14 protein-coding genes and 1 pseudogene are annotated in these 14,656 nt (G+C 70.8%); 13 read left to right on the top strand and 2 right to left on the bottom strand.

The window, feature by feature from the left end:
* Positions 1-247: 247 nt before the first annotated feature.
* Positions 248-616 (bottom strand): hypothetical protein, encoded by a 369-nt coding sequence (locus F6J85_RS18330; RefSeq protein ID WP_420846102.1) that lies wholly within the window; start codon positions 614-616, stop codon positions 248-250.
* Between F6J85_RS18330 and F6J85_RS18325 the strand changes: the two genes are divergently transcribed.
* Genes F6J85_RS18325 through F6J85_RS15985 form a run of 3 tightly spaced genes read left to right on the top strand, consistent with a single transcriptional unit; the run spans position 600 to position 2,285 of the window.
* The gene (locus F6J85_RS18325; RefSeq protein WP_420846101.1) at positions 600-746 is read left to right on the top strand and encodes a LuxR C-terminal-related transcriptional regulator; all 147 of its coding nucleotides are present in this window, start codon (positions 600-602) and stop codon (positions 744-746) included. The genes F6J85_RS18330 and F6J85_RS18325 overlap by 17 nt on opposite strands.
* A 41-nt stretch (positions 747-787) precedes the next feature.
* Positions 788-1,801, top strand: a complete 1,014-nt coding sequence (locus F6J85_RS15990) for an aldo/keto reductase family protein (protein ID WP_150926564.1) — start codon at positions 788-790, stop codon at positions 1,799-1,801.
* A gap of 1 nt (position 1,802) precedes the next feature.
* The gene (locus tag F6J85_RS15985; protein WP_150926562.1) at positions 1,803-2,285 is read left to right on the top strand and encodes an NUDIX hydrolase; all 483 of its coding nucleotides are present in this window, start codon (positions 1,803-1,805) and stop codon (positions 2,283-2,285) included.
* Positions 2,286-2,450: 165 nt separating this feature from the next.
* Here the strand turns inward: F6J85_RS15985 and F6J85_RS15980 are convergent.
* Positions 2,451-2,966: pseudogene (locus F6J85_RS15980) on the bottom strand (ABC transporter ATP-binding protein); the annotation flags it as partial.
* Positions 2,967-3,070: 104 nt separating this feature from the next.
* Between F6J85_RS15980 and F6J85_RS15975 the strand changes: the two are divergent.
* The 10 genes from F6J85_RS15975 to F6J85_RS15930 all read left to right on the top strand — a co-directional run bounded on the left by F6J85_RS15975 (position 3,071) and on the right by F6J85_RS15930 (position 14,637).
* Positions 3,071-3,913, top strand: coding sequence for a hypothetical protein (locus tag F6J85_RS15975; RefSeq protein ID WP_150926558.1), 843 nt, complete (start codon positions 3,071-3,073; stop codon positions 3,911-3,913).
* 140 nt (positions 3,914-4,053) lie between these two features.
* On the top strand, positions 4,054-4,686 hold the full coding sequence (locus F6J85_RS15970) for a GntR family transcriptional regulator (RefSeq protein ID WP_150926556.1): 633 nt from the start codon (positions 4,054-4,056) through the stop codon (positions 4,684-4,686).
* Positions 4,683-6,209, top strand: a complete 1,527-nt coding sequence (locus F6J85_RS15965; RefSeq protein ID WP_150926554.1) for an MmgE/PrpD family protein — start codon at positions 4,683-4,685, stop codon at positions 6,207-6,209. The genes F6J85_RS15970 and F6J85_RS15965 overlap by 4 nt, the downstream gene beginning before the upstream one ends.
* Before the next feature lie 109 nt (positions 6,210-6,318).
* On the top strand, positions 6,319-7,218 hold the full coding sequence (gene prpB, locus F6J85_RS15960; RefSeq protein ID WP_150926551.1) for a methylisocitrate lyase: 900 nt from the start codon (positions 6,319-6,321) through the stop codon (positions 7,216-7,218).
* A 25-nt stretch (positions 7,219-7,243) separates the two neighbouring features.
* The gene (locus F6J85_RS15955) at positions 7,244-8,434 is read left to right on the top strand and encodes a bifunctional 2-methylcitrate synthase/citrate synthase (protein WP_150926549.1); all 1,191 of its coding nucleotides are present in this window, start codon (positions 7,244-7,246) and stop codon (positions 8,432-8,434) included.
* Complete coding sequence (locus tag F6J85_RS15950) at positions 8,434-9,615, top strand: thiolase family protein (protein WP_150926548.1); 1,182 nt, start codon at positions 8,434-8,436, stop codon at positions 9,613-9,615. Before F6J85_RS15955 ends, F6J85_RS15950 begins: the two co-directional genes overlap by 1 nt.
* 169 nt (positions 9,616-9,784) lie before the next feature.
* Positions 9,785-10,561: an electron transfer flavoprotein subunit beta/FixA family protein gene (locus F6J85_RS15945; protein ID WP_150926545.1), complete on the top strand. Its 777-nt coding sequence runs from the start codon at positions 9,785-9,787 to the stop codon at positions 10,559-10,561.
* A 12-nt stretch (positions 10,562-10,573) separates the two neighbouring features.
* On the top strand, positions 10,574-11,554 hold the full coding sequence (locus tag F6J85_RS15940) for an electron transfer flavoprotein subunit alpha/FixB family protein (protein WP_150926543.1): 981 nt from the start codon (positions 10,574-10,576) through the stop codon (positions 11,552-11,554).
* Between the two features lie 8 nt (positions 11,555-11,562).
* A complete protein-coding gene (locus tag F6J85_RS15935) occupies positions 11,563-13,245 on the top strand; it encodes a cytochrome b/b6 domain-containing protein (RefSeq protein ID WP_150926541.1) in 1,683 nt (560 codons plus the stop codon).
* A 231-nt stretch (positions 13,246-13,476) separates the two neighbouring features.
* A complete protein-coding gene (locus F6J85_RS15930) occupies positions 13,477-14,637 on the top strand; it encodes an acyl-CoA dehydrogenase family protein (RefSeq protein WP_150926539.1) in 1,161 nt (386 codons plus the stop codon).
* Positions 14,638-14,656: the final 19 nt, after the last annotated feature.

The following is a 14,656-nucleotide window of genomic DNA, read 5'->3' as shown; positions in this document are numbered from 1 at the left end:
AACTCCGCAATTCCGGGCCCGGGAACCGGTTGCAGGCGCCGTTCGCGGGCATGTCGGTGCCGGTTTCGAGGAGTTCGGGTTCACGCGGACCGCTGATCGGCGCACCGTGCAGCGGGGTCGGGGCTGGGGCTGCGGTATTCGGTGCCGGGCGCGCCGGCCGCAGCCCGAACTCCGCAATTCCCGCCGCGGGAACCGGTTGCAGCCGGCGTCCCCGGGCATGTCGGTGCCGGTTTTGAGGAGTTCGGGTTCATACGGACAGCTGAGCGGCGGTGGACATCGCACAGAGCTCGACCGTCACGACGAGGCCACCGGCCGCATCCTCGCCGTCGCTCCCGCGGTCCGCGTGATCATCCTCACCACCTATGAGACCGACGACGCGATCCTGCGCGCCATCGGCGCCGGTGCCAGCGGATACCTCCTCAAGGCCGCGCCGGAGGACGAGCTGCTCGCCGGCATCCGCGCCGTCGCCGCTGGAGAAGTCGCGCTCGCTCCCAGCGTCGCGCGCGTGCTCGTGCGGCGGGCGACGCAGCCTCCGAGCGCCGCCCGCTCCCGTGCTGACACCACGGGAGCGGGAGGTCTTGAGCCTTGTGGCCGCAGGCTTGAGCAACCGCGCCATCGGTTCCCGGCTCCACGTCGGTGAGGCCACGGTCAAGACGCATCTGCTGCACGTGTTCGTGAAGCTGGAGGTGGATGACCGTACCCGGGCGGTCACGCGGGCCATGGAACTCGGCCTCCTGGGTCGCTGAGCACGGGCCGGGCAGGGGTGCGGCGCGGATAGCGTAGGGGGATGGTGAACTATCGGTACCTCGGAAACAGCGGCCTGAAGATCTCGGAGATCACGTACGGGAACTGGGTGACGCACGCGTCGCAGGTCGAAGACGACGCTGCAGTGAAGACCGTGCACGCCGCGCTGGATGCCGGCATCACGACGTTCGACACCGCCGACACGTACGCCAACACCGGCGCAGAGGTCATCCTCGGGAAGGCCCTGGAGGGGCAGCGCCGCGAGTCGCTCGAGATCTTCACGAAGGTGTACTTCCCCACCGGCCCGAAGGGGCCCAACGACACCGGGCTCAGCCGCAAGCACATCTTCGAGTCGATCCACGGGTCGCTGAAGCGGCTGGGCACCGACTACGTCGACCTCTACCAGGCGCACCGCTTCGACTACGAGACTCCGCTGGAGGAGACCTTCCAGGCCTTCGCCGACCTCGTCCGGCAGGGGAAGGCGCTCTACATCGGGGTGTCGGAGTGGACCGCCGAGCAGCTGCGCGCAGGGCACGCGCTCGCGAAGGAACTCGGCATCCAGCTCATCTCCAACCAGCCGCAGTACTCCATGCTGTGGCGTGTCATCGAGGGCAAGGTCGTCCCGGCCAGCGAGGAGCTCGGCATCTCGCAGATCGTGTGGTCGCCGATGGCGCAGGGCGTGCTCAGCGGCAAGTACCTGCCGGGGCAGCCGGTGCCGGAGGGCTCCCGCGCGACCGACGAGAAGAGCGGCGCGACCTTCATCAAGCGCTTCCTCCACGACGAGGTGCTCACGGCGGTGCAGCGACTCAAGCCCATCGCCGAGCAGGCCGGGCTCACGATGCCGCAGCTGGCGATCGCGTGGGTGCTGCAGAACCCCAACGTCGCCGCGGCGCTGGTGGGCGCATCCCGACCCGAGCAGCTGGCCGACACGGTCAAGGCCTCGGGCGTCACCCTCGACGCCGACACGCTCGCGGCGATCGATGAGGCCCTCGGCGACACGGTCAACCGCGACGCGGAGGACACCTACACCCTCTCGCCCAAGAGCCGGCTCACCTGACATGGCGGCCAGGAGCGCCGGCATCCTGCTCTACCGCCTCGAGGGGGAGGGTGGGGTGCGGGTGCTCCTGGCGCACATGGGCGGACCGTACTGGGCGTCCAAGGACGCCGGCGCGTGGTCGATCCCCAAGGGCGAGTACGACATCGACGCCGAGGGGGCGCTGGATGCGGCGCGCCGCGAGTTCCGCGAGGAGCTGGGTGTCGATCCGCCCGACGCCGAGTACGCAGAGCTCGGCACGTTCGCATACTCGTCCGGCAAGAAGATCGTGGTGTTCGTCGCCGACGGCGCCGAGTTCGACCCGGCTGCCGACGACCTCGAATTCGGCGAATTCGACATGGAATGGCCGCCCCGCTCGGGGAAGACCGCGCGCTTCCCCGAGGTCGACCGCATCGAATGGTGCACGCCCGACGAGGCACGCGAGCGGCTCGTGAAGGGCCAGCGCCCCGCGCTCGACCGACTCCTCGCGCACCTCGCGGAGCTCTGACCCCGCCGCGCGACGGGCCTGGGCTCACTCGGTGGGTGCCAGTTGCCGCCGGCGCATGAGGGTGAAGGCCAGGGCGGTGCCGGCGACGACGGCCGTGACCAGCCATCACAGCCCACGCAGGTCGACGTCGCTGCCCGACACGGTGGGCGTGACGGCGATCGGCGACACCATCTCCATCAGCGGGTCCAGCCCGCTCGTCGGTTCGTCGAGGATGTAGAGGTCGGCGGGAACGGTGAACGCGGCGATCAGCGCGATCTTCTGCCGATTGCCCTTGGAATACGCACGGCCCTTCTTGCGAGGGTCGAACTGGAAAGCCTCCTGGAGGCGCGCCCGTTCGTCGCGATAGGCGGTCGACCGCCCGCCCCCGCGAAGCCGGCAGAGGAGATCGATCGCTTCGCCGCCGGAGAGGTTCGGCCACACGCTCACGTCGCCGGGGACGGCGGCGATCCGTCGATGCAGCCGCACGGCATCGCGCCACGGATGACCTCCGAGGACGGATGCCTCGCCGCCGCCGGCGCGTGCGAGGCCGAGGAGGATCCGGATCGTCGTCGACTTCCCGGCGCCGTTCGGGCCGAGGAACCCGTGGATCTCGCCGGGTGACACGTCGAGGTCGAGCCCATCGAGCGCCAGGACGCGGCCGTAGCGCTTTTGCAGCCCGCGCGTGCGGATGACAGCTTCCATGGGCGGGACGCTACGCCGGTCCGGGGCCGGCGGCATCCCCCCGCCGACCGGCATTTGCACGAAGCGATGCCGGCCCGGCACACTGGGGCCGGCGAAGGAGCACGATGTCCGATGACGCGCTGATCACCCACACCCGGATCGCCTCGCGGCAGGTGGTCCGCGGACACCTGAACGCGGCGTACGTCGAGCGCGCCGCCATCGACGGGGTCGCAGGCGAAGGGCTGGCCGATCGCACGTGGCACGCGGCCCGCGAGGTGGCCGAGTCCGCGCGCCGGGAGGTGAACCGGGCCCTCCGCGAGCGGTTCGGTCCCCGCGACCCCCATCGCGGATGGCTGGGGTGGCTGTTGTTCTTCACGCTCCTGGCGGCGGCCTTCGCGCTCGTCCATGCCCTCGGCGTGCAACGCCTCCCCACCGACACGGGCGTCTCCGGCTGGCTGGGCCTGGCGGTGGCCGCGATGGACCTCCTGCTTCTCGCCGTCGCACGCACGCGCACCCTGAACCGTGCCTTCCCGCGCGCCCTGGCGCCGACCCCGGTGCTTCTCGCGGTGACGACCGTCGCGCTGGCGAACGGGGACCTGCCCGGGGTGGAGGGCGCCCTGGCGGGTGCCGTCGTGTCCTTCGCGACGCTGGTGTGGGTGGTCGCCGTGCGCCATCGGGATGCGGGGGCCCGTCACGAGATCGACATGGCCATTCCGATGGCGTATCTCAACGCGGCTCCGCTCCTGCGGGAGGGGGTGGCGAAGATCCAGGACGACGTGCTGGCCGAACTCGGGAGCGACCGCGCCGCGCAGGTCGTCCGGGTGCGGGACGCCGTGCTCGCCGAATTGGCGACGGATCATCCGAAGCTGCGGGACGCCCCGTCCGGGGTGCCCGCGGGCGCCCTCATCATCGGACACCTCACCGAGAACTGGTCGCCCGTCTACATCCCGCAGGGCAGCGACGGCTGACGGGGGGCTGCTCCGGGCCGGTCGCGTCCGGGTGTGGGGCTGGCATCGATGTATACCCAAAAGCAGGATTCCCGCACCATCGCGCGACCGGATGGCTCCTGATGTATACACTGGAGTGAGTTGATGCCGAAGGAGGAGCCATGCGGGCCAGTGACCGCGCCTACGCGACGCTCCTCGACGAGATCCAGTCCGGTGCGCTGCCCCCCGGCGCCGTTCTCGCAGAGGTCGAGCAGGCGACCAGACTCGGCGTGAGCCGCACGCCGTTGCGCGAGGCCCTCGGTCGTCTCGCCGCCGACGGACTCGTGGAGCAGGCCTCGCCCCGTGTCACCGTCGTCGCCGGCATCGACGCCGACGACATCCGCGCACTGTTCACCGTGCGCCGTGCCCTCGAGGAGATGGCTGCGCGGCTCGCCGCTTCGACTCCCGACCGTTCGGTCTTCACAAACCTCGCGGCGGAGTTCGCCGCCGCCGAACCCTCGGACCGGGCCGACGCCTACTATGCCCTCATCGGCCGCTTCGACGCGGCGATCGACGCGGCCGTCGTCAACGACTACCTGACCTCCGCCCTGCGCACGGTGCGCACGCACCTCGTGCGGGTGCGGCGGATGGCACGGGACAACCCCGTGCGCCTGGGCGAATCCGCCCGCGAGCACGAGCTCATCGCGAGCGCCATCGCCGCCGGCGACGGCGAGCTGGCCGCGCATGCCACCCACGTGCACCTGCACAACGCCCTCACGACCATCCTCGAGTCCCTTCCGGAGGAACAGCCATGACCATCACCCACCACGTACGCGTGCACCGCAGCGACGAGGACCTTCCCCGCGAGGGGCAGCTGGCATGGGCGATCGCTCGCGTGGCGACCGACGACGTCGCCGTCGACGACGACGTCGCCGACATGATCATCAACCGCGTCATCGACAACGCCGCCGTGGCCGCGGCATCCCTCACCCGCCGGCCCGTGTGCGCCGCACGGCAGCAGGCCCTCGACCACCCCGTCTCGATCGGCGGCGTCGGCTCGACCGTCTTCGGCTGCGCACTCGAACGGCGCACGAGCCCCGAGTGGGCGGCGTGGGCCAACGGCGTCGCCGTGCGCGAGCTGGACTACCACGACACCTTCCTGGCCGCGGAGTACTCCCACCCCGGCGACAACATCCCGCCGATCCTCGCCGTGGCCCAGCACACCGGCCGTGACGGCGCCGCGCTGCTGCGCGGCCTCGCGACCGGATACGAGATCCAGATCGACCTCGTCCGCGCGATCTCGCTGCACAAGCACAAGATCGACCATGTCGCCCACCTCGGCCCGTCGGCCGCGGCCGGCATCGGGACGCTCCTGGGCCTGGACATCGAAACGATCTACCAGGCCGTCGGCCAGGCGCTGCACACCACCACGGCCACGCGGCAGTCGCGCAAGGGCGAGATCTCCACGTGGAAGGCGCACGCGCCCGCGTTCGCCGGGAAGATGGCGGTCGAGGCGGTGGACCGCGCGATGCGCGGCGAGACCAGCCCTTCACCCATCTACGAGGGCGAGGACGGCGTCATCGCGTGGATGCTGGACGGCAAGGACGCGGCGTACGACGTGCCCCTGCCCGGTGAGGGCGAAACCAAGCGCGGCATCCTCGACTCGTACACGAAGGAGCACTCCGCGGAGTACCAGGCGCAGGCCTGGATCGACCTCGCGCGCCGCCTGGGGGCGGAGCATCCCGAGCTGCGCGATCCCGCGAACGTCGCCTCGATCGTGCTGCACACCAGCCACCACACGCACTACGTGATCGGGTCGGGCGCCGGCGACCCGCAGAAGTACGACCCCACGGCCTCGCGCGAGACCCTCGACCACTCCATCCCGTACATCTTCACCGTCGCTCTGCAGGACGGCGCATGGCACCACGTCGACTCGTACGCCCCCGAGCGCGCCGGGCGACTGGACACCGTCGAGCTGTGGCACAAGGTCACCACCGCCGAGGACGCCGAGTGGACCCGCCGCTACCACTCGGAGGACCCGAACGAGAAGGCCTTCGGCGGCCGGGTCGTGATCACCCTGACCGACGGGTCGACGATCGAGGATGAGATCGCCGTCGCCGACGCGCACCCCCTCGGCGCCCGCCCGTTCGCCCGCGAGGAGTACATCCGCAAATTCCGCCTGCTGGCAGAGCCCGTGCTGCTGCCGGAGGAGATCGAACGGTTCCTCGACCTCGCCCAGCGCCTGCCCGAGCTCACGGCAGCCGAGGTGCTGCAGCTGAACATCACCGCCAAGCCCGGCGTGCTCGCGATGGCGCCGGCTCCGAAGGGGCTGTTCTGATGGCGCGCACCGTTCAAAACTCAGGAAGAATCGGCCGCCGGATGCCCCGGAGCGGCGTCGCCGCGGCGTGTCTCCTGAATTCTGAACCTGACAACGAAGGAGAACGCTGATGCTGTACGCGCAGACTCCGGCGGCCGAGAAGCGCCGCCTCTTCCGTGAGCGGCTCGCCTCGGGTGAGCTGCTGCGGTTCCCCGGGGCGTTCAACCCGCTCTCGGCCCGCCTCATCGAGCGCAAGGGCTTCGAGGGCGTCTACATCTCGGGTGCCGTGCTCTCCGCCGACCTGGGCCTGCCCGACATCGGCCTGACCACCCTCACCGAGGTCGCCGGCCGCGGGCAGCAGATCGCCCGCATGACGGAGCTTCCCGCCATCATCGACGCCGACACCGGATTCGGCGAGCCGATGAACGTCGCCCGCACCATCCAGACGCTCGAGGACGCCGGCCTTGCCGGCACGCACATCGAGGACCAGGTGAACCCCAAGCGGTGCGGGCACCTCGACGGCAAGGCGGTCGTGGATGCCGATACCGCGGTCAAGCGGATCCGCGCGGCCGTCGACGCGCGGCGTGACCCGAACTTCCTCATCATGGCGCGCACCGACATCCGCGCAGTGGACGGGCTGGATGCGGCGATCGACCGCGCCAAGGCGCTCGTGGACGCCGGTGCCGACGCGATCTTCCCCGAGGCGATGCGGTCGCTGGAGGAGTTCGCCGCCGTGCGCGCGGCCGTGGACGTGCCGATCCTGGCGAACATGACCGAGTTCGGCAAGAGCGACCTGTTCAGCGTCGACGCCCTCCGCGACGTGGGGGTCAACATCGTCATCTGGCCGGTGTCGCTGCTGCGCATGGCGATGGGTGCGGCCGGGCGTGCGCTGGACACGCTGGTCGACGAGGGGCACCTCACCTCGAAACTCGATGAGATGCAGCATCGCGCAGATCTCTACGACCTGATGGACTACGAGGGCTACAACCACTTCGACACGAGCGTGTTCAACTTCACCGTCGCCCGCTGACGCGGCATCCTCCGAAGGAACGGCAATGACCGACACCGACATCAAGAAGGGCCTCGCCGGCGTCGTCGTGGACTACACGGCCGTCAGCAAGGTCAACCCCGACACCAACAGCCTCCTCTACCGCGGGTACCCCGTGCACGAGCTGGCGGCGACGCAGCCCTTCGAGGCGGTGGCGTACCTGCTGTGGCACGGTGAACTGCCCACCGACGAGCAGCTCGCGGAGTTGCGCGCCACCGAGCGGCGGAACCGCGCGCTACATCCCGACGTCAAGGCCGCGATCGACATCCTGCCCACCAGCGCGCACCCGATGGATGAGGTGCGCACGGCCGTCAGCGTCATCGGTGCGCAGGACACCGCCGGCATCGCGAATGTGATGGATGCCGTCGGCACACCGGAGGAGAATCTGGAGCGCAGCCTCCGCCTGTTCGCCCAGCTGCCCGCGATTGTCGCCTACGGTCAGCGCCGCCGTCGGGGGCTGGAGCTCGTGGAGCCCCGCGACGACCTCGACTACGCCGCGAACTTCCTGTGGCAGACCTTCGGCGAAGACGCCGACCCCGTCGTCATCGATGCGTTCAACCGCTCGATGATCCTGTACGCCGAGCACTCCTTCAACGCCTCCACCTTCACCGCGCGCGTCATCACCTCGACCCTCAGCGACCTCTACTCCGCGGTCGTGGGTGCCATCGGCGCGCTGAAGGGACCCCTCCACGGTGGGGCAAACGAGGCCGTGCTGCACATCTTCGAGGAGATCGGTACCGCCGACAACGTCGTGCCGTGGCTGGATGCCGCGCTCGCCGAGAAGCGCAAGATCATGGGCTTCGGCCACCGCGTGTACAAGCGCGGCGACTCCCGCGTGCCGACGATGAAGGCCGCCCTGGACACGCTCGTCACCCACTTCGACCGCCCCGACGTCGCGGAGCTGTACGACACCCTCGAGAGCGAGTTCGTCGAGCGCAAGGGCATCTACCCGAACCTCGACTACCCGTCCGGGCCGGCGTACGACCTCATCGGCTTCGACGTCCTCACTTTCACGCCACTGTTCGTCGCAGCCCGCATCACCGGGTGGACCGCGCACATCATGGAGCAGCAGGCATCCAATGCGCTGATCCGCCCGCTGTCGGAGTACAACGGTCCCGACGAGCGGCACATCTCCGGCTACGTGCCCGACACCGCGGTGCTCGACGTGGCCGAGCGTCCGGAGGAAGCGGCGGGGTGATGTCCGAGAAGGTCGTGCTCCTCGCCGGTGCGCGCACGCCCGTCGGCAGTTTCGCCGGGTCGCTGTCGAGCGTCCCCGCGCACGAGCTGGGCGCGACCGCGGTCACGGCGGCACTCGCGCGGGCAGGCGTCTCCGGAGAGGACGTCGGAGAGGTGGTGATGGGATGCATCGCCCAGAACGGTCCCGACGCGTACAACGCGCGGCGCGTCGCGCTGGCCGCCGGCCTGCATCCCCGCATCCCCGCATTCACGGTCAACCGCCTGTGCGGATCGGGCCTGCAGGCCATCTGGTCGGGCGCGCAGGAGCTGCTGTGGGGCGGCGTGGATGTCGTCGTCGCCGGTGGTGACGAGAGCATGTCGCGGACGCCCTTCCTCGATTTCCAGGCTCGGTCCAACCCGCGTCTGGGCGACCGCAAGCTCCTCGACGGCACGCTCGCCATCCTCACCGACCCCTTCAGCGGCCGGCACATGGGCACGACCGCCGAGACGGTGGCCACGCGCTACGGCGTGACCCGGCAGGCACAGGACGAATTCGCGGCCGAGAGCCAGCGCCGGGCGGCATCGGATGCGGCCCGCGCGGCGTTCGCGGAGGAGATCGTGCCGGTCACCACCGGGGGTCGGAAGCCGATGGAGGTCTCGGTGGATGAGCATCCCCGCCCCGGCACGACGATGGAGGTGCTCGCGGGGCTGCGTGCCGCGTTCGAGGAGGGCGGCAGCGTCACGGCCGGTAACTCCTCCGGCATCAACGACGGAGCCGCGGCGACCGTGCTCATGCGCGAGTCCGATGTCCGCGAGCGCGGGCTGAAGGGTCTGGTGACGCTGGAGGCGGTCGTGACCGCGGGCATCGAGCCGGAGATCATGGGCTATGCGCCCGTGATCGCGCTCGAGCGGCTGTGGCGGCAGACCGGTCTGTCGCCGAGCGACGTCGACGTGATCGAACTCAACGAAGCCTTCGCGTCGCAGGCGATTGCCGTCATCCGCGACGCCGGCTTGGACCCGGCGAAGACCAACCCGTACGGTGGCGCGATCGCGCTCGGTCACCCGGTCGGCGCGACGGCCGCGATTCTCACGCTGCGAGCGGCGATGGATCTGCACCGACGCGATCTCGAGTACGCCGTCGTGACGATGTGCATCGGCGGGGGGCAGGCGCTGGCGGCGCTGCTGCGGCGCTGGGATGGGTGAGGCTCGGCCCCGCACCCTCTGACCGCCCGTGGAGGCACCGGCCATAGCCGAGCGGGGTTGTGCGTATGTATACATAACGGGCAGTTAGCGTGCCTCCGAGACGCAGCAGGGCCCAGATTGGGTACATTGCGTTCGGCGCCGTAGACTCGAAGCATCGTGAGGAGATGACATGAGGATCGTCGTCCTGGTCAAGGAAGTCCCGGATACCTACGGGGATCGCAAGCTGTCGCTGGAGACGGGTCTGGCCGATCGAGCAGCGAGCGAGAGCGTGCTGGACGAGATCGGCGAGCGCGCGCTGGAGGTGGCCCTGTCGTTCGCGGAGAAGCACGCCGGCACCGAGGTGGTCGTCCTGTCGATGGCGCCCGAGAGCGCGCTGGCGACGGTCCGGAAGGGCCTGGCGATGGGCGCCGGATCGGCCGTCCAGGTCGTGGACGAGGGGCTGCGCGGCGCAGACATGGGTCTGACCGCCGAGGTGCTGGCGGCCGCCGTGAAGCGGACCGGGTTCGATCTCGTGATCGCGGGCAACCAGTCCACCGACGGCACGGGCGGCGTCCTGCCGGCGATGCTCGCCGAGCTGCTGCAGGTGCCGCACGCGACGGCGCTGAGCTCGGTGGAGATCGGCGAGGACGTCGTGCGCGGTGCGCGGGCGTCCGACGCGGGCACCATGACGGTGTCGGCACCGCTTCCGTCGGTGATCTCGATCACCGAAGCCCTCCCCGACGCGCGGTTCCCCAACTTCAAGGGCATCATGGCGGCCAAGAAGAAGCCCTTCGAGACGCTGTCGCTGGCCGACCTCGACGTGGACCCGATGGACCCGGGCGCAGCACGCTCGATCATGATCGCGGTCTCGGAGAAACCCCCGCGCGAGGCGGGCGTGAAGATCACCGACGAGGGCGACGCGGGTGAGAAGCTCGCCGACTTCCTCGCGTCCAACCGGCTGCTCTGAGAGGCCATCGAGATGACTGATTTCGCAGCGGATTCCATCCTCGTCATGGTCGACGTCATGCCCTCGGGCGAGGTCGCCAAGAGCGCCGCCGGACTTCTGGGCGCGGCGTCGGGCGTCGGCACCCCCGTGGCCGTCGTCGTGACCACGCCCGACCTGCTCTCCGGAGCCGCCGAGCAGGCCGCATCCCTCGGTGCCCACGTCGTGCTCACGGCGACCGGCGACACGAGCGTCCTGTCGGCGCCGGCGGTGGACGCGCTCGTCGCGGCGGCCGGGCTCGTCCGTCCGGACGCCGTGCTCGTCTCCAACTCGATCGAGGGGCGCGACATCGCCGGGCGGTTCGCCGCGCGCACGCGCTCCGGGCTCGCCGCCGACGCCATCGGCGTCTCGCGCGACGACGAGGGCATCGTGGCGCACCACTCCGTCTACGGCGGCGCGTACAACGTCGATTCCGCCGTCACCTTCGGTGCGCCGGTCATCACGGTGCGTCAGGGCGCGATCGACTCCCGGGCCGAGGCGCAGCCGCTGAATGCGCTGCCGCTCGAGGTGGCGCCGGCCGGCGCGCCCGCCGCGACGGTCGAGTCCTTCGATCAGGTGCAGGCGACCTCCACCCGGCCCGAGCTACGCGGCGCTGCCAAGGTCGTCGCGGGTGGCCGGGGGCTCGGCTCGAAGGAGAAGTTCGAGCTGGTCGATCAGCTGGCCGATGCCCTCGGGGCCGCCGTGGGCGCCTCGCGCGCGGCGGTGGACGCCGGCTACGTGCCGCACTCCTACCAGGTCGGCCAGACCGGCGTCTCGGTGTCGCCGCAGCTCTACATCGCCCTCGGCATCTCCGGCGCCATCCAGCACAGGGCCGGCATGCAGACGGCGAAGACGATCGTGGCGATCAACAAGGACGGGGATGCGCCGATCTTCGAGATCGCCGACTTCGGCGTCGTCGGCGACGTCTTCACCGTCGTGCCGCAGTTGATCGCGGCGCTCGAGGCGAAGAAGAAGTAGGCGCGCACATGGCGACGTACGCGAGATCGGTGCGCCGCGGCCTGCCGCGCGTTGCCGGGGGCGACCCGTGGCCGCCCGCCGACGCCATGCCGGTGACGGCGGACGGATCCGACGGCGATACGGCTCCCGTCGACGCGCCCCCGGCCCCCGCGGGTGCCTCCGCGCCTGCCCCGGTCGAGGTGCAGTCGCCCACCGTCGAACCGGCCGCTCCCGCCGTGAATGCCGCGGCCGCGCCGCCGCCGCAGACCATGGCGCCGCAGGCTCGGGTGCGCCGTGGGCTGCCGCGCGTGCCCGGTGGCGAGCCGTGGCCGCCCGCGGATCAGGCCGCCCCGGCCTCGCCTGTGCCGTCCCCCGCCATCACCGACTCGCAAGCTCCCGCTGAGGCAGCGCCGCCGCCCTCCGCCACTCACGACCGTGCGCCCGCGGTTGCGGAAGCACCGCCCCGCCCGTCCGCGCCTGCCGTCCCCGCCGCACCAGCCGGCGAGGGCGTCGCGCTGCGCCGTGGGCTGCCCCGCGTACCCGGTGGCGACCCCTGGCCGCCCGCCGGATTCGCCCCGACGGTCGCCGCCGAGGCCGAGCCGATCCACACGCCGGATCCGGCTGCGGATGCGGTGGCCCCTGTCGTCTCCGAGCAGCCGCCTGCGCCGCCCGCCGAGGTCGCCGTGCCGGTCGCCACCGGCCCCCGCGCACCGCTGCCGTTCACGCCGTCGGTGTGGCCGGGCGCCGCCGCATCCGCGCCCCGCGCCGACGAGCGCCCCGAGCCCCGGCGCTACGGCCCCTTCACCCGCCTGCAGTGGGCCGGTGCGGTCGTCGTGCTGGGCGCAGGCCTGCTCGTCGCCGCAGGCATGGCCGTCGCGCTCGTGCGGTGGCTGCTGTCCACGCAGTGGGGAGAGGGTTTCCTCGCGCAGTATCCGGGCGAGTACCACCTTCCCGAGGGGGCGCCGGTGGGGTTCCCGGCGTGGCTGGGGTGGCAGCACTTCTTCAACGCGTTCCTGATCATCCTCATCATCCGATCGGGACTGCAGGTGCGCCGCGAGAAGCGGCCGAGCGTGTTCTGGTCGCCGCGCGGCACCGCCAAGCGCAAGATCAGCCTCGCGCTGTGGTTCCACCAGTCGCTGGACATCCTGTGGCTCGTGAACGGTGTGGTCTTCGTCATCCTGCTGTTCGTCTCCGGGCAGTGGATGCGCATCGTCCCCACCTCGTGGGAGGTCTTCCCCAACGCGGTGTCGGCGGCGCTGCAGTACGTGTCGCTGGACTGGCCCACCGAGAACGGATGGGTCAACTACAACGCCCTCCAGCAGCTGGCCTACTTCACCACGGTCTTCGTGGCCGCGCCCCTAGCAGCCGTGACCGGCGTGCGGATGAGCGGCGTCTGGCCGAAGAACGCCACCACGCTGAACCGCCTGTATCCGCTCGAGTGGGCTCGGCGCATCCACTTCCCCGTCATGATCTACTTCGTGGTGTTCATCGTCGCGCACGTCGCGCTGGTGTTCGCCACGGGTGCGCTGCGCAACCTGAACCACATGTACGCGGCGCAGGGATCGGTGGATCCGGGCGCCTACGCGGACAACTGGACCGGCTTCTGGATCTTCGTCGGCTCGGTGGTCGTCATGGCCGCCGCCTGGATCGCGGCCCGACCCCTCGTGCTGGCGCCCATCGCGCGCCTGTTCGGCAAGGTCAGCGGCCGATGACCGTGACCGCTCCTCCCGGCCGCGTGCCGGGGGAGCGGGTGAGACCCGGTCCGCGACACCCGGCCCGCGTCGCCTTGCGAACGTCGATCGGCGGGCCCGGAGGCTGGCGGGGCGACTGCCGCCCGGAGTTCGGGAGCCCTAGCGACTCGTAGGACGCCCAGCTAAAGTGGTGGCGTCGCGCACCACCCCGCGCCGTCGTCGTGCAGGTTGCCCCACAAGGACGTGAATCCGATGAGCACCACCACCCTTCCCACCAGTTCCATGGACGCCGAGGAGCGCGCCGCCGTCGTGGCGGCGGTGCGGGACTTCGCCGAGACCGAGCTCGCGCCGCACGCGCTGGAGTGGGACGAGCGCAAACACTTCCCTCGCGACGCCCTCCGCCGGGCCGGCGAGCTCGGATTGGGCGGCATCTACGTCCGCGAGGACGTCGGCGGAAGCGCCCTCAGTCGCGCCGACACCGCCCTCGTCTTCGAGGAGCTGGCCAAGGGCGATCCGGCCGTGGCCGCGTACATCTCGATCCACAACATGGTCGCGTGGATGATCGACGCGTACGGCACCGAGCCGCAGCGGCAGCAATGGCTGCCCCAGCTGACGGCGATGACCGGGTTCGGCAGCTACTGCCTCACCGAGCCGGGGGCCGGGTCGGATGCGGCGGCGATCACGACGACTGCCGTCCGCGACGGCGACGGTTTCGTGCTCACCGGGGTGAAGCAGTTCATCTCCGGAGCCGGCGAAGCGGCGGTGTACGTCGTGATGGCCCGTACGGGCGGACCCGGGCCGCGCGGCATCAGCGCGTTCCTCGTACCCGCCGACGCCCCCGGCCTGTCCTTCGGCGCGAACGAGAAGAAGATGGGGTGGAACGCCCAGCCCACGAGGCAAGTGATCTTCGACCAGGTGCGCGTGGGCGCCGACGACATCCTCGGCGGGGAGGGACGCGGGTTCGCCATCGCGATGTCGGGGCTGGACGGCGGCCGGCTCAACATCGCCGCCTGCTCGCTCGGCGGCGCGCAGTGGGCGCTGGAGCGCGCGACGCGTTATGTCCACGAGCGCTCCGCCTTCGGTGCACCGCTGGATGAGCGGCAGTCGGTCGTGTTCACCCTCGCCGACATGGCGACGGATCTGTACGCCGCACGCACGATGGTGCTCGACGCCGCTGCATCCGTGGACGCCAAGGCTCCCGACGCATCCGTGCGGTGCGCGATGGCCAAGCGCTTCGCCACCGACGCCGGGTTCCGCGTCGCCAACACCGCCCTCCAGCTGCACGGCGGATACGGCTACCTGCACGACTACGGGATCGAGAAGGTGGTCCGCGACCTGCGGGTGCACCAGATCCTCGAGGGCACGAACGAGATCATGCGCGTGATCATCGGGCGACACGTCGTCGCCGCGTGACCTCGGAACGGACGAAGGA

Origin of the sequence: Microbacterium lushaniae, assembly GCF_008727775.1 — a bacterium.
Taxonomy (GTDB): Bacteria; Actinomycetota; Actinomycetes; order Actinomycetales; family Microbacteriaceae; genus Microbacterium; species Microbacterium lushaniae.
This window is presented reverse-complemented; position numbering and strand designations above follow the sequence as displayed.